The organism is Mucilaginibacter sp. JRF (assembly GCF_015223065.1).
GTDB lineage: Bacteria > Bacteroidota > Bacteroidia > Sphingobacteriales > Sphingobacteriaceae > Mucilaginibacter.
Map to the genome: position 1 here is coordinate 175140 of NZ_JADFBY010000003.1, position 23398 is coordinate 198537.

A 23398-nucleotide genomic window follows, 5' to 3' on the forward strand; every position below is an offset into this window, starting at 1 on the left:
TAATGTATTACCTTTGCTGCCCCACAAGCATAAATACGGAGAGGTGTCTGAGTGGTCGAAAGAGCACGCCTGGAAAGTGTGTATACGCCAAAAGCGTATCGAGGGTTCGAATCCCTCCCTCTCCGCCTCCGCCCGCCGAAGCGGGCTACGGCGGATGAAATCCGCCATCTTTTTGCAAGCGTTTCGCTTATTAATTTATTCCTTTAATATTTGCAATAACCACAAGCGGGACGCTTGCGGGAGCGTGGGCAATTCTATAAGCCATTAATGAGGTTAATTTTATCAATTTCTTCATTGGTATAATTATAATTTCTTCTGTTTTGAAATGCTACCTGCTTGATTCCGATACAAGGTGATACATCACCATCTATAATATTGGTTGACTCCCAAAAAGTAAACTGCTTAAGCTTTTTTAACTTAGTTAAAGCTTTTATAGAATCTATTTCGCCACAATTGTTAACTCCCAATTCCTCTAAATTCGATAATAAAGCAACTTCCTCAATTGAAGAAATTGCTTTACAGGTTAATAAATTAAGTTCACTTAATGTGCTTGATAAATTTTCGATCCCTTTTAATGAAGAAAGTTTACGATTGTAGTTAAGTGACAGCGATTTAAGTTTCAAAGATTCTATACCATCAATAACTTTTATTGGCGAACTCCCTATCTTCACACGCTTCAAATTAATTAAACCTGACAACATGGATAAGTCGTGCGCTTTATAGGCGTATAGAGTCAGATCTTCTAACGAAATGCAAGATTCCAAATTTCTGTTCTTCGTATTCCATTCAACTGAACACCTCTGCAAGTGAGGAAATAGATTAAAGTGAATACCCTGTATAACCCTTTTTGTGATACGCATTTTCCTCAGGTTATCCAAAAAATGTATACCACTGATATCGATATCTCCTCCTGGAATTATTGTAATTTCATCTACGAAAGAGTAGTGTTCCAAAAAATCAATTTTTTCTTTTGTGAAACCAGCTGTATAATTAAGTTGAATTTTTGTTATGTTGTGGTCAAGCATAAAATTCTTCGCTGATAAAGTATTATTATCATTGATCAATATGTGCCAATCAATACCATCGTAGGTAACCAAGCTAAACCCCTGTTTGTTAATAATTTCCCCCATAATAATTAATTTATTAACACCGTTATAGTTCCTGTTGAAATAACTTGATTTTTCATTTCGCTTCCCTGCTCCCGCAAGCGTCCCGCTTGTGGTTGATGAATAGTCCTTATAGTTTAAGGCCAAAGTATTGCAATTATAGGAGTAAAATTTATCAAAACCCATGCTATCGCAATCATCCCGATATAGTGCGACTATCTCAACCTGCTATATTTGTTTATGCATCACGAAATTCACATCTATTTAGGATCTGGCCGTATAGGCAAGTTGTCCAGGTATAAATTCCCCGTAGGAGAAAAACATTCATTCTTACTATATCTTAAAGCAGCGATCAACACAGATCTTGACCTGACCGATGCAGAGAAAGCTGTCGCAAATTATGGCCTGTACGAAATTGAATTTTCCAAATTTGGAAAGATAAGCCCAGACAGGGTGAACGACGACGAAACAAGGGATAATTATAATAATGCGATGGCTACAGGTTCAACTTTGATTGTGTATTCTGATCCTATTTAATTTGACCAAACCAAAAAAGCGCCCTTTCAAGCGCTTTTAATTTGTAATAAGGGTTTTAGGTGAGTTATCGTTAGCTTGAGCGTGAACTATAAGCGCGGGTTAATGAACCCCGCAGGCTTGGCGGGCAAGGCGCTGCGGGGTGGTAACCGCTACGTTACAGTTCTTTATCCTCAAACATTTTGGCGTCGCGGGTATTTTTTTGTACGGCAATGGCCGAGAACATGCTCAGGCAGAATGCCATAGCGTAAAAGCCTTTTTCGCTTAGTGTAATATCGGCATTCCACAGGCCGATGGTTAGCAGCACCATGGCGGCTATGGTGGCAAACCAGCTCAGGCCGTAATAAAGTTCAGATACCATGAGTCCTTCGGCCCTGTCCCGCACACTTTTTTGCACGGAGATTACAGCGAACAGGCCGAATAATAAGATGGTGAAATAATATCCTTTTTCGTTCAACTGTATGCTCGCATTCCATAAGCCGGTGCAATAACCCACCATTCCGGCTAATAAGGCAAACCACGATGCGCCTATGAACGCGCCGGTAGGTTTAAAGGGATTTCTGCCCTCTTTACCATGTTTTACTGTTGATGATAATTCTTCTGTTCTGTGTTGTAGCGGTTCCATTTTTGTTTTGTTTTAATGATTAATATGGAAGCAAATGTCGCTTACCAAACAGACCTGCAAAAGACATATTATGCAAAATACTGACGATATAATTTGGTAATTATACTACATTTATATACACTATTTTATCGATATGGATTCACTTTCGGAGTTGATAAACCTGCTTAACACTGCCGATAAACAACTTTTTAGGCAATATTTACAGCGAAAAAACAAACGGAACGATGTAAAGAACCTGCAATTACTTGATTTGATAGAAACTGACGATATAGCATCATTAAATAAACTCTACACATCGCAAAAAAATAATGACGCTTACCATGCCCTGCGCAAACGCTTACAGGATAGTTTGCTACTATTCTTATCACAAAAAACCTTTGAGAACAGCCACTCCGAAACTTATGACGCGCTGCGCCTGGTGGTGGTCGGGCGATTTTTATTAGAGAACGATGTCCCCAAAATAGCCTTCAAATGTTTGGATAAGGCCGAACGGCTGGCGCAGCACCTGGAGCAGTTCAACTTACTGAACGAGTTATTACTATTAAAGCTACAATATGCCCACCTGCCGGGAGCGGAAGGTTTTGAAGCATTGACTACGCGCTTTATGCGAAACCAGGCAGACATGCAGCGCGAGGCCAGGCTCAATATGGTGTATGCCGTATTAAGGCAGGAGTTGCAGCAGATACACCTGAAAGGCAAGATCGTTAACCTGACGAGCCTGATGATAGCTACGATACGCAAGTATAAAATTTCTGCGCAGGACTTGATGACTTATAAGTCCGTATATCAAATACTTTTTATAGCAAACGAATACGCCGCCATACAGCAGAATTATGGATTGATAGCACGCTATATTAGCCGAACCAAACTGTTTATACAAAGTCAGGCACATAAAAAGCAGCCTTATCTGTTTTATCATATATCCATCCTGTACCTTTTGGCCAACTTTCATTTGCGGCAAAAGCATTTTACTACAAGCGCCTCTTATCTTAAAGAGATGATAGACTTGATGAACACGAATAGCCGGTATTACACCTTGTTTTACCTGCGCCATCAGTTATTGGCCGGACTTAACCTGTTTTATACCGGCTTTGCTACCGATGCTATTGCGCTGTTGCAACGATCGCTCGCAGAGGCAAAACACACCTCCAAGCCCGAAGATATTGAGGATCTGCGGATATGCCTGGCCATGTTTTTAGCCCTGTGCAATGATCGCGGAAGCCTGAAACAACTAACCCTGTTAACACGCACCGATGCCTGGTACGAAAAAAAGATGGGCATGCTATGGACCATCCGTAAAAACCTGATGGAAATACTGGTTCAGGCGCAGTTCTCCAACATTGAGCTGGCTATGTCGCGCTTAAACAGTTTCCGCAGAAGATACAAAAAGTACCTGATAAAAACTTCGGAAGAACGCGTATTACTATACCTCAAACTGGTTGAAAAATACCTGCTAAAACCCGATGTGATTTTTGATGAGGCATACAAAAGATCAGTTACTGAAATGGCAACCCAGGCAGAAAATAACGATATATTCACCCTAAGCTTTATAGCCTGGCTAATGGCGCGCTGGGAGAAAAAGGGTGCTTATAGGGTGGTGCTGGAGCTTGTGCAGAACAAATAAAACCATTATCTCAACTTTAAAAATCTTCCTTAACCTCAAAAACTATTTTCTCGCCCGATACCGGATGAGTAAATTCAAGATTCGCGGCGTGCAGGTAAAGCCTGTCAGCGGGGTTGCCGTATAGGTCGTCGCCTACAATGGGGGCGTTTAGGCCGAGTTCGTGTGCGGCGTGCATACGCAATTGGTGGGTGCGGCCGGTTAAGGGCCAAAAATATATTCGGGTTTTGCCATCCTTAAGTTCAGCAACCTGCCATTGCGTTATGGCTTTTTTACCGAATTCAAAGCATACCAACTGGCGGGGCCTGTCGTCCAGATCGCCACGCAGGGGCAGGTTTATTTCGCCTGATGTACTTTCAATTTCTTTACTCAGCAATGCCGTGTAGCGTTTACTTACCGTACGTTTTAAAAACTGCTTTTGTATATGTTTATGTGCATCCTTTGTTTTAGCCACCACCAATAATCCGGATGTAGCCATATCTAACCGGTGAATAATTAGTGGCTCTATACCCTGAAAAAGATGCTTTAATCGCATGTAAACCGAATCGGTGATATTTACGCCGGGTACCGAAAGCAGTCCGTGAGGCTTGTTTACCACTACAAAGCTGTCGTCCTCAAATATAATATCAAGTGGTTTTAACTCGCCGGGATTGTGCAGCAGCGGGTCATCGTCCATCTCGACACCTTGCAGCATGTGCTTTAGTATTGGCTTGCATTTCCCGGTACAGGCGGGGTAAAACTGCCCGTGCATCCTGATCTCTGATTTAGGCGACGCCCCCCACCAAAACTCAGCCATGGCCAGGGGTTTATACCCGTTCAAAAAGGCGTACTGCAACAACTTGGGCGTAGCGCACTCGCCGGCAGCTGAGGGTGGCACACCAAAAACAGTTTCCTTAAAAATATCATGCAGGCTTTTAGTTTGCCGGTACTGATCAAGAAAAGCGTATTGCTCAAAAAGCTGTTGCTGCAATGCTGCCGATCGTTCTTTACGCTCCTGTTTCAGCGCATCAATATCATTATCAAATTGGGCGACACGGCTACGCAGCTCATCCAACCGCTGGCTGCATTCGGCGCTTAGCACGGCCAGGCGGTGCTTATCGTGCAAACTATACCTGATCATCTCAGCCTCAAATTCGGCATAGGCTTCGGTGCTCAGTTTGCTTTTTTGTTCGATGCGTTGCTCTTTACGCTCCTGCTTATTAACCTTAAGATGCTGTTTAAAATCTGATAGTTCCTTTTCTGTTTTCTCGGCCAGTAACTTAAGCTGTTGTTGCAGGGCGATGTAATTTTCGTTCGCCTCTATCTGCTTTACCCGGCTGTTAATATCGTTAAGTACGTACTGCTCTTTCAAAAAGAAACCATCCTCTGCCAACATATCAAAAACCGGCGGAACAAAACGGGGGTGATCATTAGAATTAGCCAGCTTGCCCGAAAAGGCAGACAAATACCCTATCCTGCCATCAGCATCCTGCACTATCAATACGCCGAACATTTTGCCTATGGCCGTGCCTTGTGCATCCTTATCCAATCCAAAATTATGATCGAGTTTAGCTTGCGTTGTGAGGTAATGTTGCAGATGATCAGCAGCTATAGTAGCCAATGGTTGCGGCTCATAAAAAAAGGGGAAGGTAAAGCGCCCGGGCAATGGTATACCCGCTATTTCGCTCTCATCAAAATATATAACCTTCCCATCCATATTGCCTGCTTTCAAATTTTGTGCAAAAGTAAATAAATGGAGATCAATTAAACACCCATTAAGTTCTTGCGGCTCCATTCGGATAGCAGGGACATTACATCCCATAACGATTGACCCTTTTCGCTCAGGCTGTACTCTACCCTTGGCGGTACTTCGGGGTAAGCTTTGCGGATAACTATGCCATCAGCCTCCAGTTCCTTTAATTGACGCGATAGTACCTTTAGCGCCATACCCGGCATTGTTTTATGCAGTTCGCCAAAACGCATAGGGCCTTTTAGCAACAGCCATATTAAGGGTGATTTCCATTTACCGCCTATTACATCAATGGCGGCGGTAATGGGGCATTCTTCGTTACTGTGAAAATTATTTACAATTTTTTGTTGGGCTGTCGACATATAAACGCAATTACTACCCATTAGTCATTACTTGACAAAAAGGTAACTACTTGACAAAAGTAAAGTATTGCGATAGATTTGCTATCTCAAAAACTAAAATAACCATGAAAATCATCATTATTGGTGCTTCCGGAACAATAGGCAAGCACGTTGTTAAAGCGCTTGAAACAGAACACGAAATTGTTAAGGTAGGCTCAAAAAGCGGCGACTACCAGGTAAATATCACCGATGCTGATTCGGTTAAGGCATTGTTTGAAAACGTTGGCTCTTTTGATGCCCTGATCAGCACCACGGGCGATGCCCATTTTGGCCCGCTACAGCAAATGACCGAGGCGGATTTCAGGGTCGGCGTAGATAGCAAACTGCTGGGACAGGTGAACCTGGTACTGATTGGTCAGCATTACATTAACCCTAAAGGTTCGTTCACACTAACATCGGGCAGTTTGGCTAATGACCCTATTGTGTTAGGCGCGGCAGTTAGCTCCATCAACGGCGCGCTCGACTCGTTTGTAAAAGCCGCCGCAATTGAGCTGGACAAAGGTGTACGTATAAATGTTGTAGCGCCTGATGTGGTTGAGGAATCACCTGCTTACTTCCCGTTCTTCCAGGGGCATATCCCGGTGAGTATGCACCGTGTAGCACAGGCTTATGTTAAAAGTGTGCTGGGCGCGCAAACCGGCCAGGTATATCCGGTAATTTAATAACAGCCTTGCATCTATCTTGATAACTTAAGGCGGCACATATAAACCGCCGATGCTATCTTTGCGGCATGAAGAATTTTTCGGTAGAGGCGGATGGCGCGCAGTTTGAATTTAACACCATGAACATACAGCGCCTGCAACTATTCCAGGTGTATGTGGTGCACAATGGCGAGGGAAAGCGTTTCCACATGCAGATCAATGGTGATGGCGATTTCAAGATAACCGACCCGCAATCGTGCCCCGAAGAATACCATCGCACCGAAGAACAACTCAGTAAAGCCATACAGATATACGGCAAAGCATAAAACAAAGGCGGAACAACATCATGTTCCGCCTTTATTATTTTAGTTAAGCGTCGTGTTCAATCGCTTATTATTCTCCATCCTGAACGCCTTGGGGCTAATGCCCTTGTTATTCCTGAAAAATTTATTGAGGTGACTTTCGTCGGTAAAGCCGAACTCGTTAACAATTTCGTTGAGGCGCTTATCACTATGGATCAGCCGGTGCTCTATCAGCGTTTGGCGGTATTGGGTAATATATTTTTGTATGGTGCTGCCGGTATGTTGCTTAAAATACTTGCCCAGATAATTGATGGATACATTAAAGTGCCCGCATAAAAATTCGGCCCTTAACTTTTCGGGATAGTAAATATTGGCTTGTATAAATTTCAGAATGTTGGCGGCACGCTGCTCGGTATGTTCGGTTATTTCCAGTTGCTGATACTTGGCAATGTTGCGGGCTACCAATACTATCAGCGTATTAACATACTGCTGTATCAGCTCCTGGTTATATACATCCTTATTGGCATCCTCGCGCATAATGGCTTCAACCAATGGTTTCACCACCTGCTTGTCGGTCAGGTTTTTAAGAATGCAACCGGGCTTATGGTTAGCATTGCTCAAAATAAACTCGAGCCGCTGTATGTTTCCGTTTGATATACCCGACTCGTTAATATAAATATCATTAAACCGCAGGTAAAAGAATGTGGTTGTACTGCGTACATCAAACGAATGGCAATCATCAGGTGTTATTAAAAACATGTGCCCCGGCTGGTACGCGAACTGGCTTTTGTTAATGCACTGCATACCCGTACCATCCATAATATAAACCAGCTCGAAAAAAGTGTGCTTATGCTCGGTAGCCGGGCTTTGTTCCAATGTTTGGTAGGCGATGGAGAATGGCTCGTGCAGGTTTTCCTTTTTCATAACATGTACTGATTTATAGCAAATATATACCTAATAAATCAATTATAACAAGTATAAATTTGCTAAATAATAATTCAACACATTAAAAACATGAAAGCGATAGTTTTAAATAAACCCGGCGAAGTTAGCGAACTTCAGATACAGGAAATTGCCATACCAACCATACAGGCCGATGAGGTATTAATCAAAGTAAAAGCCATCAGCATAAACCCTGTTGATGCCAAAACCCGTGTGGGCAAGGGCGTTTATGGCCGGATAAAAAATGAGCAGCCACTGATCATCGGCTGGGATGTATCGGGCACGGTTACCGAAACCCGATCCGATCGTTTTAAGGTAGGCGATGAAGTATTCGGCATGGTTAATTTTCCGGGGCATGGCAAGGGTTATGCCGAGTTTGTTGCCGCACCGGCATCGCACCTGGCATTAAAACCGGTCAACATATCGCACCAGGAAGCTGCCGCCGCTACCCTTGCCGCCTTAACAGCTTTACAGGCATTGGTGCATAATGCCAATGTGCAACCCGGCCAAAAGGTATTAGTGCATGCCGCGGCGGGTGGCGTTGGGCATTTCGCCGTACAAATTGCCAAACAGTTGGGTGCCATAGTTACAGGTACATCATCAGCAAAAAACAAGGAACTGGTTTTACAATTTGGTGCCGATGCACATATCGACTATCATAATTATGACTGGAAAAACCACCCCGAAGAATTTGACTTTGTGCTTGATACCATTGGTGGCAGCAATATCGACCTATCGATAGCTGTGACAAAAAAAGGCGGCACCGTGATCAGCATACCTACCGGCCTGAGCGATGAGGTTACCGAAAAAGCTAAAGCCAAAGGCGTTAACGGATACTTTATCCTGGTGCAATCAAACGGTGATGATATGCAACAAATAGCCGAATGGCTTGAAAAAGGTATTGTTAAAGCCCATGTTTCGCAAACATTTAAGTTTGATGATATAGCCGCTGCCCATACCCAAATTGAAAGCGGGCGCACCACAGGCAAAATAGTAGTGACTGTATAATTAGCGTGTATAGTGTTTTCACATCAAGCCCGGCGTTATTTTGCCGGGCTTTTTTTGTGCCGATAAAAATAATGAAATAAAATTTGCGCAAGCAATCACTTGCGTTTATATTAGCAAGCAAATACTTGCACATTTATTATGGATGCCAGACGTGATGTTTTCCAGGCTATTGCCGACCCTACCCGCCGAGCCATTTTAGGTATGGTGGCCAGCCAACCCCAAAATGTAAATGCCCTTGCCGAAAAATTTGATGTAAGCAGGCAGGCCATATCGCTGCATGTTAAAATTTTGCACGAGTGCGGTTTGCTCAGCATCAGGCAACAAGGGCGTGAACGTTACTGCGAAGGCCGTTTGGATAAACTGAGTGAGGTGGCCGACTGGATAGAGCAATACCGCAAATTCTGGAACAGCAGGCTCGATTCTCTTGAGGAATATCTTAATAAAATACAATCAAAAACCGACAAACCATGACCACTCAATCACTCGTACTTACACGCACACTCAATGCTCCTGTAGCCCTGGTATTTAAAGCCTGGACAGACCGAGAGGCCTTAGCCCAATGGTGGGGGCCGCAAGGCTCAACCGTTACAGTAAAGGAGTTTAACCTTACACCCGGCGGCTTGTTCCATTACCACTTAAGCTCGCAACATGGCGAAATGTGGGCGCTGTTTAAATTCAGGGAAATTGAGGCTCCGGGCAAACTGGTATTTGTGAGCTCATTTTCTGACGAGGATGGCAACCTTACCCGTGGCCCCTTCTTCCCTAACTGGCCGCTGGAGATATTGAACATACTCACTCTTGAAGAAGCCGACGGCAAAACACTACTCACCCTAACGGCCGAACCCATCAACGCTACCGCTGATGAAACCAAGGTGTTTACTGATCTGCATCCATCAATGCAGCAAGGGTACGCCGGCACATTCATCCAACTGGAAAATTACCTGAAAAACCAATAAGCTATGCAAAACGAGAAGAACACTATTACCAGCACCCGCGAGTTCAGTTACCAGCGCGAGCAGGTTTATAACGCCTTTGCCAACCCTGAATACCTTGCACAATGGTGGGGGCCAAATGGCTTTACCAATACCATCCATACATTCGACTTTAAACCAGGCGGCGATTGGACACTGACCATGCACAGCCCCGATGGGCAGGATTTTTATAACGTAAGCAAGTTTGAGCAAGTAATACCGCCGGAACTTATTGTTTATAAACACCTCGACCCGTTACACGTTTTTACAGGTTCGCTGGCTTTGGATTATTCCAACGGCAAAACCCGTGTTGTTTTCAAGATGGTGTTTGAGAGTGATGATGAATACAACAAGGTAAAGGATTTTATTATACCCGCCAACGAGCAGAATTTTGACCGGCTCGAAAAAGTACTGAGCACCATGCCCGCCAACCGCGAGCTTATTTTTTCGCGATTACTGAATGCACCGCGCGAGTTGGTGTTTGATGTGTGGACACAGCCCCAACACATCATCAACTGGTGGGGACCTAACGGCTTTACCAATACTATTGAATATATGGATGTCACCACCGGCGGCAGCTGGAAATACATGATGCATGGGCCTGACGGACGCAACTATCCAAACTTTATGAAATATTTAGAAGTGGTAAAGCCCGAAAAAATCCGCTATCTTCATGGTGAGCATGAGGGCGATCAGGGTTCATTTACAGGATCAGTGACCCTGGAGGAAGCGGGCGAAAACCAAACCTGTCTAACCATGCGCCTGCTGTTTAACAGCGCCGAAGAACTTGAATACGTTGTGCGTGAATTTGGCGCTGCTGAAGGCGGTAACCAAACCCTGAATAAGTTAACCAATTACATAAATCAACTCGTATCATGAAAACAGTGAACATTATTTACTGGATATTCACCATACTACTGGTGGCATCCATGTTGTTCTCGGCCATTAGCGGTTTTATGCCCACACCAGAGGGCAACGCCATGATGAAACACATTGGCTTTGGTCCGCACGTGTTGCCATTGCTGAGTGTATTAAAAGTTTTAGGGTCGATAGCCTTATTAGTACCCGGCTTTGCAAGGCTTAAGGAATGGGCTTATGCCGGTTTTACTTTCGACTTGCTGGGTGCCGTATATTCCTTTATCGCCGCCGGCGATCCGCCTATGATGTGGGCTCCTATATTGCTGGGCTTTGTTTTCATTGCCATGTCGTACATCTTTTGGCACAAAAAGTTGAAGCTAAAGGCTGCCCAATCACTCCGGTAACATATCAACCATAAAAAAAGCCCGCCGTTTTAAAACGGCGGGCTTTGCTATGTTCAAAAGAATTTAACGACAATTACTTCGATTCTTCTTCAGTTGTTTTATCCTGATTCTTTTTATCGATGATCTTGATCTGGTCGGCTTCCTTGTCGTAGTCTACCTCCATTACGTCACCATCATTCAGTTCACCTTTCAGTATTTCCTCTGCAATCGGATCTTCCAGGTATTTCTGGATAGCACGTTTTAACGGACGGGCACCAAACTGTGAGTCGTAACCTTTTTCGGCAATGAACTCTTTTGCGTTATCAGTAAGCTCAATTTTGTAGCCTAAGCTGTTAACACGGCTAAACAGGTGAGCCAATTCGATATCGATAATTTTGAATATCTCATCTTTACCCAGTGAGTTGAACACGATAACATCATCAATACGGTTCAGGAACTCCGGCGCGAATGCACGCTTCAACGCGTTCTCTATCACACCTCTTGAGTGCGCCTCGGCCTGTATGGTTTTGGCGGTAGTGGTAAAACCAACACCCTGGCCAAAATCCTTCAACTGGCGTGCGCCAATGTTTGATGTCATGATGATGATGGTATTCCTGAAGTCTACTTTGCGGCCTAATGAGTCGGTCAGCTGGCCTTCATCCAACACCTGTAACAGTATGTTGAATACATCAGGGTGCGCTTTCTCAATCTCATCAAGCAATACAACCGCGTATGGTTTACGGCGTACCTTTTCGGTCAACTGTCCGCCTTCTTCGTAACCTACGTAGCCCGGAGGCGCTCCTACCAAGCGCGATACCGCGAATTTCTCCATGTACTCGCTCATATCAATTTGTATCAGCGCGTCCTCGGTATCAAACATAAAACGGGCAAGCTCCTTAGCCAACTCAGTTTTACCTACACCCGTAGGGCCCAGGAATATGAATGAGCCAATAGGTTTCTTCGGATCTTTTAAACCGGCACGGGTACGTTGTATAGCACGTGTCAGTTTCTTGATCGCGTCGTCCTGACCGATGATCTTGCCTGATATGGTATTGGTCATGGCAAGCAGTTTAGCGCTATCGGCCTGGCCAACCTTTTGTACCGGTATACCGGTCATCATGGCTACAACCTCGGCAACATTATCCTCGCTAACCGTGTAGCGTTTTGATTTTGTTTCGGCTTCCCAAACTGATTTTGCCTGGTCAAGTTCTTCAAGCAGGTGCTTTTCAGTATCGCGAAGCTTAGCGGCTTCCTCATACTTCTGGCTGCGAACAACCTTATTTTTCTCGATCTTGATCTGCTCTATCTTCTGCTCAATATCCAGTATGTTTTGTGGTACGTGGATATTGGTCAGGTGCACACGTGAGCCCGATTCATCCAATGCGTCAATCGCCTTATCAGGTAAAAACCTGTCGGTAATATAGCGGGTGGTCAGGTTAACACAAGCCACAATAGCTTCCGGAGTGTAGGCTACACCATGGTGTTCTTCGTATTTCTCCTTAATGCGGTTCAAAATCTCAATGGTTTCATCAGGCGTAGCCGGTTCAACCATTACCTTTTGGAAACGACGATCTAAAGCGCCATCTTTTTCAATGTACTGGCGATACTCGTCTAAAGTTGTCGCGCCGATGCATTGTATCTCTCCCCTGGCTAATGCCGGTTTGAACATGTTTGAGGCATCCAGCGAACCTGATGCGCCACCTGCACCCACAATGGTGTGGATCTCATCAATAAACAGGATCACGTCCGGAGATTTTTCAAGCTCGTTCATCACGGCTTTCATGCGCTCCTCAAACTGGCCGCGGTATTTGGTACCTGCCACTAATGAGGCCAGATCAAGCGTAACCACACGTTTGTTGAACAACACGCGCGATACCTTGCGCTGCACAATGCGCAGTGCCAAACCTTCGGCAATGGCTGATTTACCCACGCCCGGTTCACCTATCAAAATAGGGTTGTTCTTTTTACGACGTGACAGGATCTGCGATACACGCTCGATCTCTTTTTCACGACCAACGATAGGGTCCAAACGACCTTCCTCGGCAGCCTTGGTCAAATCGCGGCCAAAGTTGTCAAGCACCGGTGTTTTTGATTTAATGTCTGACACCTTTTTAGGCTGGCTGAATGATTCTTCTTCTTTAAAATCATCATCGCCACCTGTTGATGAGCCCGGCATCTCGTCGGTAATATCGTTTTTGTGCGATTCAACTGCCGCCTTGAATACTTCGTAATTCACATTGAACTGCGACAGTATCTGCGAGGCAATATTATCCTCATCGCGAAGGATTGATAGTAACAAGTGCTCTGTACCTATCACATCGCTTTTAAATATTTTTGCTTCAAGGTAAGTTATCTTCAATACCTTTTCGGCTTGTTTGGTAAGCGGTATGCTACCAATGTTTACGTTAGTTCCGGTTGTTCCCTTTACGGCATCTTCAACAGCACGGCGCAGTTTAGCGGTATCAACGCTAAACCCCTTAAGCAATTTTATTGCTACACCGTCACCATCGCGAATTAAACCTAACAAAAGATGCTCGGTACCTATATAATCATGCCCAAGGCGAATAGCCTCTTCCCTGCTATATTGTATCACATCCTTAACGCGCGGCGAAAATTTAGCTTCCATATATAATACCTTTCTTATGAGTGAACGTCCCTAAAATTTATCAATTCGCTATCAATAGTTAAAAAGACGTGTTTCGTATACTTTTATCAACAACACTGCCAATATTTTTCGACTATTTAAAACAGACACTGTGATGGTAATGCAATCTATAAATTTTAACCAATCCCAACAATATTATAACAACAAAAGCGGTGTTTTTCTTTCATTTTTTACAAATACGTTGTAATCCAATATATTGATACGTTGAACAGGCAAAAAGTTTAATAAATACAACCCAACGGAGTAAACTTTATACATAACGGCAAATTCGTCAGCAATTATGCCATATCGGCACAAAAACTTTATTGGCAGTTGCACGTACTTTTAATATCGCTATCTTTATCTAACTAAAATTAAACCAATTATGTTAAACCTAAAGTATTACATCGTAACAATTATGCTATTCGCAGTGTGCACTGTTAACGCGCAAACAAAAAAAGCCGATAGCCAGCCCGATTACTATGTTAACTCCACCAAGTTGAACAGGGCTTATTTTCCTTACATTAAGAGTGATTACATACAGGAGATACATGTAATTAAAAATGACGCCGATCACCCTAATGGTGTAATTTACGTTACGCTTAAGGATGAAGAAATGGTGGGGAAAATATTATCCGACAAGTTGATGTCGATAAAAGATATTCTGCTTAAAAAGGGCCTCAAAATAAATAAAAACAAACCTGCCATTTATGTTTGGGATAGTAAATTACTTACCGATACTGCCAATGTGCGCGTGCCCGAAAGCTTTTTAGTAAGTGTTGAAGTTACCCCGGCGGCAAATATGCCTTACTTTAAAACCGCCATGCCCAATACATCTGTAGTTACCGTACTTACACGGAGGGCTGATGCAGAGGTATCAGTAAGAGGCCGGTAAACCTTTGTTGCATTTTTTTGGCTAATTAATATTCATTAGCAGATATTTGCCCCTCTAACAAGAATATAATGGCAGACGAAAAGATAATATTCTCGATGGCCGGGGTGAATAAGATATTCCCGCCGCAAAAACAAGTTCTTAAGAACATATACCTCTCCTTTTTTTACGGCGCTAAAATTGGCGTTATCGGTTTAAATGGTTCAGGTAAATCATCATTATTAAAGATAATTGCCGGGGTCGATAAATCATTCCAGGGCGAAGTGGTATTCTCGCCGGGTTATACTGTGGGTATGCTAAGCCAGGAGCCTGAGCTGGACCCTGAAAAAACCGTACGCGAAGTGGTTGAGGAAGGCGTTGCCGAAATAACCTCCATTTTAAAGGAGTACGAAGACATTAACGAAAAATTTGGACTGGAAGAATACTACAGCGATGCCGATAAAATGGATAAGCTGATGGCCCGCCAGGGTGAATTGCAGGACAAGATTGACGCCGTGAACGCCTGGGAGCTTGACACCAAGTTGGAACGCGCTATGGATGCACTGCGTTGCCCCGAGCCTGATACCAAGATAGCCGTACTATCGGGCGGTGAGCGCCGCCGTGTGGCCTTGTGCCGTTTGTTATTGCAGGAGCCGGATGTGTTACTGCTGGATGAGCCTACCAACCACCTGGATGCTGAATCTATCGACTGGTTGGAGCAACACCTGCAACAATATAAAGGCACGGTGATCGCCGTAACGCACGACCGTTACTTCCTGGACAATGTGGCCGGTTGGATACTGGAGCTTGACCGTGGCGAGGGTATTCCGTGGAAAGGCAATTACTCATCGTGGCTTGACCAAAAAGCCAAGCGCCTTGCACAGGAAGAAAAAACCGAAAGCAAGCGCCAAAAAACACTGGAGCGTGAGTTGGAATGGGTGCGCATGGCACCAAAGGCCCGCCAGGCAAAAGGCAAGGCCCGTTTATCAAACTACGAGAAACTGGCATCCGAAGAAACTAAGGACAGAGAAGAAAAACTGGAGCTGTTCATTCCACCGGGCCCGCGTTTGGGCAATGTGGTTATTGAGGCTACCAATGTTACTAAAGCTTATGGCGATAAGGTATTGTTTGAGAACCTGAGCTTTTCACTGCCACCGGCGGGCATAGTGGGCATCATAGGCCCTAACGGCGCGGGTAAAACCACCCTGTTCCGCCTTATTACCGGGCAGGAAAGACCCGATGCAGGTACCTTCCGCGTAGGCGAAACCGTAGCTTTAGGCTATGTTGACCAGATGCACGATGACCTGGATGCCAATAAATCAGTATGGGAGAATGTTACCGGCGGCACCGATAACATTGTGGTGGGCAACCGCACCATCAACTCACGTGCTTATGTATCGCGCTTTAACTTTAACGGTGCCGATCAGCAGAAAAAAATCGGCGTACTATCGGGCGGTGAGCGTAACCGCGTGCACCTGGCCATCACCCTTAAAAAGGGCAGTAACGTATTGCTGCTAGATGAGCCTACCAATGATATTGACGTAAATACCCTGCGCTCGTTAGAAGAAGCGCTGGAAAACTTTGGCGGCTGCGCCGTGGTGATCAGTCACGACCGCTGGTTCCTTGACCGTATTTGTACCCACATACTGGCCTTTGAGGGCGACTCGCAGGTTTATTTCTTCGAGGGTAACTACTCTGAGTACGAGGAGAACCGCAAAAAACGCCTTGGCGATGTGGCACCTAAACGCATCAAATACAAAAAATTAGGATAATACTTTAAAATGCCGGTACTTGCCGGCATTTTTTATTTGCATACAGCGGTTTTTGTCCAAATATTTAATGCCTTTTTAATAACTACACCGCTGCATTAGCCTGCAACAAGTATCACTTTGTAAAAAAAGAGTATAATTCAGGTAACAATTGCAATGGATTTCCATTTTATAAAATCAATAATTAGATTTGCGCATCTTAAAAAAAGGTTCTTTAATAAACATGAGTTCAATCGAAATAAATAAAGACACCTACCTGATGTGGTACGAGTCGATGCAGTTGATGCGCAAGTTCGAGGAAAAAACCGGACAACTTTATGGTCAGCAAAAAATCAGGGGCTTTTGCCACTTGTACATAGGTCAGGAAGCTGTGCTTGCCGGTGCAATGTCGGTAATCCGTCATGAGGATAGTTTGATCACTGCTTATCGTGATCACGCCCATGCACTTGCAAAGGGGACAGCACCTAAAGCTGTAATGGCCGAAATGTACGGCAAAGCTACAGGCTGTTCAAAAGGTAAAGGTGGCTCGATGCACATGTTCGACAAAGAGAACCATTTTTACGGTGGCCACGGTATAGTAGGCGGCCAGATCCCACTGGGTGCAGGTATCGCTTTTGCCGAAAAATACAAAGGCACTGACAATGTGAACGTTTGCTACATGGGCGACGGTGCCGTACGTCAGGGTGCTTTGAACGAAACCTTTAACATGGCTGCCCTTTGGAAACTGCCTGTTATATTTATTTGCGAAAACAATGGCTACGCCATGGGTACATCAGTAGCGCGTACTACTATTGAACCGGATATTTTTAAATTAGGTATACCTTACGGCATCCCTTCATCAGCAGTTGATGGTATGGACCCGGTTGCGGTACACAACGCTATGGACGAGGCCGTACAACGCGCCCGTGCAGGCGAAGGCCCAACCTTTTTGGAGATGCGTACTTACCGCTACAAAGGTCACTCTATGTCTGACCCGCAAAAATACCGTACCAAAGAGGAGCTTGAAAGCTACAAAGCGAAAGATCCTATTGAAACGGTAAAACAAACTATACTTAAAGAAGGTTATGCCGATGAGAAATGGTTTGAGGAGATCGACGCCAAGATAAAAGCTACGGTTGATGAAGCGGTACAATTTGCTGAAGAATCACCATGGCCAGAGGCATCAGAGCTTTATACTGATGTTTATGTGCAACAAGATTATCCTTACATTTTAGACTAACCGTTATACACACAAATATAATATGGCTGAAGTAGTTAAAATGCCAAAAATGAGCGATACCATGACCGAAGGGGTATTGGCTAAATGGCATAAAAAAGTTGGCGATCAGGTAAAATCAGGCGATGTATTGGCCGAGGTTGAAACTGATAAAGCCACTATGGATTTTGAATCATTTCAGGACGGTACACTGCTTTACATCGGTGTTGAAGAAGGTGCCGCTGTACCGGTTGACGCTGTTATTGCCGTTTTAGGTAAAGAGGGCGAGGACTACAAAGCTGCACTTGACGCTGAAGGCGGTAGCGCCCCGGCCGATAAGAAAGAGGAAAAACCAGCCGAAGATAAAAAAGAAGAAAGCAAACCAGCGGGCGAAAGCAAACCAAAGGTTGACCTTTCAAGCATACCTGCCGCGGTAATACGTATGCCTTTACTGAGCGATACCATGACCGAGGGCGTTATCAACAAATGGAACTTTAAAGTAGGCGACAAAGTAAAATCTGACGACTCACTGGCCGATGTTGAAACCGACAAAGCCACTATGGAAGTTGTTGGTTACGAAGAAGGCACCCTGCTTTACATTGGTGTTAAAGAAGGCGAAGCCGCCAAGGTTAACGACATTATAGCCATTGTGGGTAAAGAAGGCACCGATATTCAACCATTATTAGATGGTGGAGCTGATACTGGTAGCAGTAGCACCAGCGATAGCAGTGAAGAAAAAGCTGACAAAGAAACCGCAACTGCTTCTGCAACAGCTACTAAAGAAGAAGCTGCTTCTGCTACTAACGATGACGACAGCCGCGTTAAAGCTTCTCCGTTAGCACGTAAGATCGCTAAGGATAAAGGCATCAACCTGAACGAGGTTAAAGGCACTGCCGAAGGTGGCCGCATTGTGAAGAAAGATATCGAAGGCTTTACCCCATCAACTAAAGAAGTTCAGGAAGCCGCTAAAGATGCTGCTCCGGCTGCTAAGGCTGAAAAAGCTATCTCATTGCCAACTTACACCGGCGAGGAGAAATTTACCGAGAAACCGGTTACGCAAATGCGTAAGGCTATCGGTCGCCGCTTGTCTGAAAGCTTATTCACCGCGCCGCATTTCTTTGTAACCATGTCTATCGATATGGATGCAGCCATTGCAGCCCGTGTTAAAATGAACGACATTGCCCCGGTTAAAATATCATTTAACGACTTGGTGCTTAAAGCCTGTGCCGTTGCATTAAGGCAACACCCGGCCATTAACTCAGCCTGGTTAGGCGATAAGATCCGCTTTAACGAGCACGTACACATTGGCGTAGCCGTAGCGGTTGATGAAGGCCTGTTGGTACCGGTTGTTAAATTCGCTGATGGCAAATCATTAAGCCACCTGTCGGTTGAGGTAAAAGAATTCGCTAAGAAAGCTAAGGACAAAAAACTTCAGCCTAACGAAATGGAAGGCTCAACCTTCACCATATCAAACTTAGGTATGTTTGGTGTTGATGAGTTTACCGCCATTATTAACACACCAAACTCATGTATATTAGCGGTTAGCGGTATACAGGCAGTACCGGTTGTTAAAAACGGCGCTGTAGTACCGGGCAACGTAATGAAGGTTACCTTAAGCTCTGACCACCGCACAGTTGACGGTGCCTCAGCAGCGGCCTTCCTGCAAACCCTGAAAGCACTATTAGAAGAACCGGTAAGGTTACTGATATAATTTTTTGATTTCGAAATTCGAATTTTCAATTTCGAAATTTTGAAAAGCGATGGGTTTAGGCTCATCGCTTTTTTTGTATATATTTATATAAAACCTTGTTACAAAATGAAACTGTTATTTTTTCTTCTTATAGCCGTATTAACTGTGTGTTCTGCTTGTGATAACTCCTCTAACAGCAAGAAAGATACACCTAAAGTTGACAGTGCCGTTTCTTCAACCACCAATCAGTCAAAAGGGCTTGTTGATAATAAAACAATCCCTGATAAATCTTTGCCTGACACTACTGTTACTATTAAATTTCCCGAAATATCACTCAATATCAATCGATTAGTTTTATTTGAGGACACTATAACAACTAAAGATGCCAAAGCAGATACGATGTATTTAATTGCCGGTTTGGGCGAAACAATTGAAGGACAGCTTATATCAGTGAATTCTGATAATTTGCTTAATCTGAAATTGGAACAGCGTTATGAAACAAGCGTAACTATACAAGATGAAGGTCCGCATTGCGATTTGACTGAATGGAAACATTACGATTCGGAATGGAAACCTTTACCTAAAAACAAGAATGGTCAATTTACTTGCTTATCATATACCGAAGATGAGTGGCAAAAATTTCCGGATGTAAGTATTGCCGAATTAAAAAAAGCTGTTGAAAAACATTGTGGTGAGAGATGGAGCAACCACATAAAAAATGTAAAATCACCAACAGATTATCCAAGTGCAGTTAGTGTTAGCCGCTATTTTTTGAGGATAACGGGACAGCAAAAGAGTTCAAAAAAAGAGATTGAAAAATTAATTGTTATAGAAATACTGATGGGTTGCTAATAAACCTATATTTCGAAATTTTGAAAAGCGATGGGTTTAGGCTCATCGCTTTTTTTGTTTTGTTGTAATTAGTCCTTAATATTATCCCCATGCTCTACATCGCCATCATCACTGCCATCATTATCTCTTACACCCTATTTCAGCGTAAGCACAAACGGGAGCTTACACAGGTTATACTTAATGATGCGCAAAAGAAACTACTGGCTCAGCATATCGATTTTTATAATACATTAAATGATACCGATAAGCTTTATTTTGAGGATAAGGTGGAGCAGTTTCTGGATGCGGTGCATATTGAGGGCGTTGGTTTGGAGGTTAATGATGTTGACCGGTTGATGGTGGCATCGAGCGCGGTGATACCCATATTCGCTTTTAAGGATTGGAGCTACCGTAACGTTACCAATGTGCTGCTGTACCCTGATACATTCGACGAGCAGTACCAGTTTGAGGGTGATAGCGGTCGCAACATTATGGGTATGGTGGGCAGCGGATATATGAACGGGCAGATGATCCTGTCGCGCGCGGCATTGCAAAAAGGCTTTTCTAAAAACTCGGGCGCGGAGAATACCGGTATTCATGAGTTTGTGCACCTGTTAGATAAAGTTGATGGCGCTACCGATGGCATCCCCGAACATTTATTACCCCACGAATTCATCAAACCCTGGGTACGCATGATGCACCAGGAAATACGCCGGATAGAGGAAGGCAAATCTGATATTAACCCTTATGCCGCCACTAACGAGGCTGAGTTTTTCGCCGTGGTGTCCGAATACTTTTTCGAGAAGCCCGACAAGCTACAGGCCCGCCACCCCGAACTGTATGATATGCTGAGCAAAGCGTTCGGGCAGGATCCGGCAGCTAATTCATAACCACATTCACTATCTTGGTCGTAAATTTGCTGTGCAATTGCCGTAACCATGCAAAACAGATCGAACACAGGTATAATCATCGCGCTTATTGTTATTGGCTGCTGGGCGGTATCTATCACCCTGTTAATGCAATGGGCGGTGGATTATACCAATCCGCTGCTTTACCTGTTCATCCTACTGCAAATGCACTTGTACACCGGCCTGTTCATCACCGCGCACGATGCCATGCACGGCACGGTATCATCTAACCAAAAAATAAATAATGCCGCTGGTTTTATAGCTACTTTTCTGTACGCCTCGTTCTGGTACCCGCACCTGTATAAAAAGCACCACATGCACCACCGGCATGTACATACTCACGATGACCCCGATTATCACCAGGGCAACTTTTTCAGTTGGTATGTTCGCTTCATCCGTAATTATTTGTCTACATGGCAAATTGTGATCATGGCGGCGCTATTCAACATTTTAAAGTTATGGATACCTGAGCCAAACCTCATTTTGTTTTGGGTGGTGCCATCACTGTTGAGCACCCTGCAACTGTTTTACTTTGGCACCTACCTGCCGCATAAGGGCGAGCACGATAATCATCACCATGCCCGCAGCCAAAGCCGTAACCATGTTTGGGCCTTTGTGAGCTGTTATTTTTTCGGCTATCATTATGAGCACCATGAATCGCCGGGAACGCCGTGGTGGAAGCTTTGGAAAGCCCCTTTACCGCCTGCATCGGCACATAACACTAAATAAAATTTATACTACATACATTACACCGCCGTTAAAAAACAAACCACTGCTTATGCTTAGATCGATACTATCATTATCTATAATTTCTGTTTTTTCGCTAAGTGTATTCGCGCAAACGGATAGCACCACTAAACCATCGGTAGTAAAAACCCTCAGCCTTAAACAATATGATGCACTGCAAAAGGGTGATGATATGTATAACATGGCAGCGGCAGCAGTATTAAACCACTACCCTGCCCCCGATCAGGTATTAAGTGTTAAGGATAAATTGAAACTGGATGATGCGCAGGTAAGCAAAATAAGCACTATCAATACCGAGCTTATCCGCAAAAAAAAGGAAATGGGCGTGTTCATTATCCGTAACGAGCGGGCAATTGACAGCCTTTTCCGCATAAAAAAGATAAATGACGGCAACCTGATCTACTACACCAACCGCTATGGTATATACCAGGGCGAACTCAGGAACGTCATTTTACAAGCCTGCCTCAAGACGCAAAAGCTGCTTACGGCAAAGCAAATAAATAAGTTTGAACGTTTACAGGAGAACAAGTAACAATTTGCCATTGGTTTTATTTAAATTTGGCGCCTGATTGATAGAGTTGTATGAAAATTTCATTTGATTTTGAGAAACCGCTGGCCGAACTGCAACAGCAGATCGACAAGGTTGTACAAATAGAAGATAAGAACAAGCTGGATATGTCGGCCACTATTGCCGAGCTGGAAACCAAGCTTGAACAAGCACAAAAGGATATTTACGGCAACCTTACCGGTTGGCAAAAGGTTCAAATATCGCGTCACCCGGAGAGGCCTTATACCCTACAGTATATTGAGCTGATGTGCGACGATTTTATTGAACTGCACGGCGACCGTACCGTTGGCGATGACAAGGCCATTGTAGGTGGTTTTGCCACCCTTGGCGGCCAAACCGTAATGATCATCGGCCACCAAAAAGGCCGTAACACCAAGGAGCGCCAGTACCGTAACTTTGGCATGGCTAACCCCGAAGGTTACCGCAAGGCTTTACGCCTGATGAAACTGGCCGAAAAATTCAACAAACCGGTTATTACCCTGATCGATACCCCGGGAGCTTACCCAGGCCTTGAGGCTGAGGAACGCGGACAAGGTGAAGCCATTGCCCGCAACCTGCTGGAAATGTCGGTACTTAAGGTGCCTGTTGTTTGCGTTATTATTGGCGAGGGTGCATCGGGCGGCGCGTTGGGTATTGGTATTGGCGATCGTGTGCTGATGCTGGATAACTCATGGTACTCGGTTATATCGCCAGAGAACTGCTCAACCATCCTTTGGAAAACATGGGAGAACAAAGAGCGCGCGGCAGAAGTGTTAAAGCTGACCTCTACCGAGATGCTAAAGAACAAACTGATTGATGGCGTAGTGAAAGAGCCTCTTGGCGGCGCTCATCAGGACCCAGTGGCTATGGCTACCATCCTGAAAAAACAATTGATCAAGGAGCTTAACCAGCTTAAACAAAAGGACATTAACCAGGTGGTTAACGAGCGTATCGAGAAATTCGGCTCAATGGGTGTTGTTATTGAGGATGAACCCGAGGTAACCGAAGCCCCTGCTACAGCTAAGCAAGCCGAGTAATTTATTACCGGCTATAATAAAACAAGAAAAGCGGCTTA

24 protein-coding genes and 1 tRNA gene are annotated in these 23398 nt (G+C 44.3%); 19 read left to right on the plus strand and 6 right to left on the minus strand.

Features of this window, described 5'->3' with window-relative positions:
- The first annotated feature begins 37 nt into the window (after window positions 1–37).
- Window positions 38–125 (plus strand) — tRNA-Ser (locus IM792_RS09425).
- Between the two features lie 129 nt (window positions 126–254).
- Here IM792_RS09425 and IM792_RS09430 read toward each other — a convergent pair.
- Window positions 255–1292 (minus strand): hypothetical protein, encoded by a 1038-nt coding sequence (locus IM792_RS09430; protein ID WP_194101604.1) that lies wholly within the window; start codon window positions 1290–1292, stop codon window positions 255–257.
- A 54-nt stretch (window positions 1293–1346) separates the two neighbouring features.
- Here IM792_RS09430 and IM792_RS09435 point away from each other — a divergent pair, with 54 nt between their 5' ends.
- Entirely contained in the window at window positions 1347–1643 is a 297-nt protein-coding gene (locus IM792_RS09435; protein WP_194101605.1) for a hypothetical protein, read from the plus strand.
- 154 nt (window positions 1644–1797) lie between these two features.
- Here the strand turns inward: IM792_RS09435 and yiaA are convergent, their stop codons facing one another.
- Window positions 1798–2265, minus strand: coding sequence for an inner membrane protein YiaA (gene yiaA / locus IM792_RS09440; RefSeq protein ID WP_194101606.1), 468 nt, complete (start codon window positions 2263–2265; stop codon window positions 1798–1800).
- Window positions 2266–2398: 133 nt separating this feature from the next.
- On the opposite strand from yiaA, the gene IM792_RS09445 reads away from it, so the two are divergent.
- Window positions 2399–3889 (plus strand): hypothetical protein, encoded by a 1491-nt coding sequence (locus IM792_RS09445; protein ID WP_194101607.1) that lies wholly within the window; start codon window positions 2399–2401, stop codon window positions 3887–3889.
- Between the two features lie 16 nt (window positions 3890–3905).
- On the opposite strand, the gene IM792_RS09450 is transcribed toward IM792_RS09445, so the two are convergent.
- Together IM792_RS09450 and IM792_RS09455 are read right to left on the minus strand one after the other, a co-directional pair.
- Window positions 3906–5582: an RluA family pseudouridine synthase gene (locus tag IM792_RS09450; RefSeq protein WP_194101608.1), complete on the minus strand. Its 1677-nt coding sequence runs from the start codon at window positions 5580–5582 to the stop codon at window positions 3906–3908.
- A 47-nt stretch (window positions 5583–5629) separates the two neighbouring features.
- Complete coding sequence (locus IM792_RS09455) at window positions 5630–5977, minus strand: helix-turn-helix domain-containing protein (protein ID WP_194101609.1); 348 nt, start codon at window positions 5975–5977, stop codon at window positions 5630–5632.
- Between the two features lie 104 nt (window positions 5978–6081).
- Here IM792_RS09455 and IM792_RS09460 point away from each other — a divergent pair, with 104 nt between their 5' ends.
- Window positions 6082–6678 carry a short chain dehydrogenase gene (locus tag IM792_RS09460; protein WP_194101610.1) on the plus strand — a complete coding sequence of 199 codons (597 nt, stop codon included), beginning with the start codon at window positions 6082–6084 and terminating at the stop codon, window positions 6676–6678.
- 68 nt (window positions 6679–6746) lie between these two features.
- A complete protein-coding gene (locus IM792_RS09465; RefSeq protein WP_194101611.1) occupies window positions 6747–6983 on the plus strand; it encodes a hypothetical protein in 237 nt (78 codons plus the stop codon).
- A gap of 39 nt (window positions 6984–7022) precedes the next feature.
- Here IM792_RS09465 and IM792_RS09470 read toward each other — a convergent pair whose 3' ends face one another.
- Window positions 7023–7883: a helix-turn-helix domain-containing protein gene (locus tag IM792_RS09470; RefSeq protein ID WP_194101612.1), complete on the minus strand. Its 861-nt coding sequence runs from the start codon at window positions 7881–7883 to the stop codon at window positions 7023–7025.
- 90 nt (window positions 7884–7973) lie between these two features.
- On the opposite strand from IM792_RS09470, the gene IM792_RS09475 reads away from it, so the two are divergent.
- The 5 genes from IM792_RS09475 (at window position 7974) to IM792_RS09495 (ending at window position 11142) form a co-directional block, all read left to right on the plus strand.
- The gene (locus IM792_RS09475) at window positions 7974–8909 is read left to right on the plus strand and encodes an NADP-dependent oxidoreductase (protein ID WP_194101613.1); all 936 of its coding nucleotides are present in this window, start codon (window positions 7974–7976) and stop codon (window positions 8907–8909) included.
- Window positions 8910–9047: 138 nt separating this feature from the next.
- Window positions 9048–9380, plus strand: a complete 333-nt coding sequence (locus IM792_RS09480) for a metalloregulator ArsR/SmtB family transcription factor (RefSeq protein WP_194101614.1) — start codon at window positions 9048–9050, stop codon at window positions 9378–9380.
- Complete coding sequence (locus IM792_RS09485) at window positions 9377–9865, plus strand: SRPBCC domain-containing protein (protein ID WP_194101615.1); 489 nt, start codon at window positions 9377–9379, stop codon at window positions 9863–9865. Before IM792_RS09480 ends, IM792_RS09485 begins: the two co-directional genes overlap by 4 nt.
- A gap of 3 nt (window positions 9866–9868) precedes the next feature.
- The gene (locus tag IM792_RS09490) at window positions 9869–10759 is read left to right on the plus strand and encodes an SRPBCC family protein (RefSeq protein ID WP_194101616.1); all 891 of its coding nucleotides are present in this window, start codon (window positions 9869–9871) and stop codon (window positions 10757–10759) included.
- Complete coding sequence (locus tag IM792_RS09495) at window positions 10756–11142, plus strand: DoxX family protein (RefSeq protein WP_194101617.1); 387 nt, start codon at window positions 10756–10758, stop codon at window positions 11140–11142. The genes IM792_RS09490 and IM792_RS09495 overlap by 4 nt, the downstream gene beginning before the upstream one ends.
- Before the next feature lie 73 nt (window positions 11143–11215).
- Here IM792_RS09495 and IM792_RS09500 read toward each other — a convergent pair whose 3' ends face one another.
- On the minus strand, window positions 11216–13747 hold the full coding sequence (locus IM792_RS09500; protein ID WP_194101618.1) for an ATP-dependent Clp protease ATP-binding subunit: 2532 nt from the start codon (window positions 13745–13747) through the stop codon (window positions 11216–11218).
- A 436-nt stretch (window positions 13748–14183) separates the two neighbouring features.
- Here IM792_RS09500 and IM792_RS09505 point away from each other — a divergent pair, with 436 nt between their 5' ends.
- The 9 genes from IM792_RS09505 to IM792_RS09545 all read left to right on the plus strand — a co-directional run bounded on the left by IM792_RS09505 (window position 14184) and on the right by IM792_RS09545 (window position 23360).
- Window positions 14184–14660 carry a hypothetical protein gene (locus tag IM792_RS09505; RefSeq protein WP_194101619.1) on the plus strand — a complete coding sequence of 159 codons (477 nt, stop codon included), beginning with the start codon at window positions 14184–14186 and terminating at the stop codon, window positions 14658–14660.
- Window positions 14661–14728: 68 nt separating this feature from the next.
- On the plus strand, window positions 14729–16408 hold the full coding sequence (ettA, locus tag IM792_RS09510) for an energy-dependent translational throttle protein EttA (RefSeq protein ID WP_194101620.1): 1680 nt from the start codon (window positions 14729–14731) through the stop codon (window positions 16406–16408).
- Window positions 16409–16628: 220 nt separating this feature from the next.
- The gene (gene pdhA, locus IM792_RS09515; RefSeq protein ID WP_194101621.1) at window positions 16629–17624 is read left to right on the plus strand and encodes a pyruvate dehydrogenase (acetyl-transferring) E1 component subunit alpha; all 996 of its coding nucleotides are present in this window, start codon (window positions 16629–16631) and stop codon (window positions 17622–17624) included.
- A 22-nt stretch (window positions 17625–17646) separates the two neighbouring features.
- Window positions 17647–19311: a pyruvate dehydrogenase complex dihydrolipoamide acetyltransferase gene (locus IM792_RS09520; RefSeq protein WP_194101622.1), complete on the plus strand. Its 1665-nt coding sequence runs from the start codon at window positions 17647–17649 to the stop codon at window positions 19309–19311.
- Between the two features lie 105 nt (window positions 19312–19416).
- Complete coding sequence (locus IM792_RS09525) at window positions 19417–20142, plus strand: hypothetical protein (protein WP_228085009.1); 726 nt, start codon at window positions 19417–19419, stop codon at window positions 20140–20142.
- Window positions 20143–20231: 89 nt separating this feature from the next.
- Entirely contained in the window at window positions 20232–21011 is a 780-nt protein-coding gene (locus IM792_RS09530) for a M90 family metallopeptidase (protein WP_194101623.1), read from the plus strand.
- Window positions 21012–21059: 48 nt separating this feature from the next.
- Window positions 21060–21758 carry a fatty acid desaturase gene (locus tag IM792_RS09535; RefSeq protein WP_194101624.1) on the plus strand — a complete coding sequence of 233 codons (699 nt, stop codon included), beginning with the start codon at window positions 21060–21062 and terminating at the stop codon, window positions 21756–21758.
- 49 nt (window positions 21759–21807) lie between these two features.
- Window positions 21808–22308 carry a hypothetical protein gene (locus IM792_RS09540; protein WP_194101625.1) on the plus strand — a complete coding sequence of 167 codons (501 nt, stop codon included), beginning with the start codon at window positions 21808–21810 and terminating at the stop codon, window positions 22306–22308.
- 50 nt (window positions 22309–22358) lie between these two features.
- Window positions 22359–23360, plus strand: a complete 1002-nt coding sequence (locus IM792_RS09545; protein ID WP_194101626.1) for an acetyl-CoA carboxylase carboxyltransferase subunit alpha — start codon at window positions 22359–22361, stop codon at window positions 23358–23360.
- Window positions 23361–23398 lie beyond the last annotated feature (38 nt).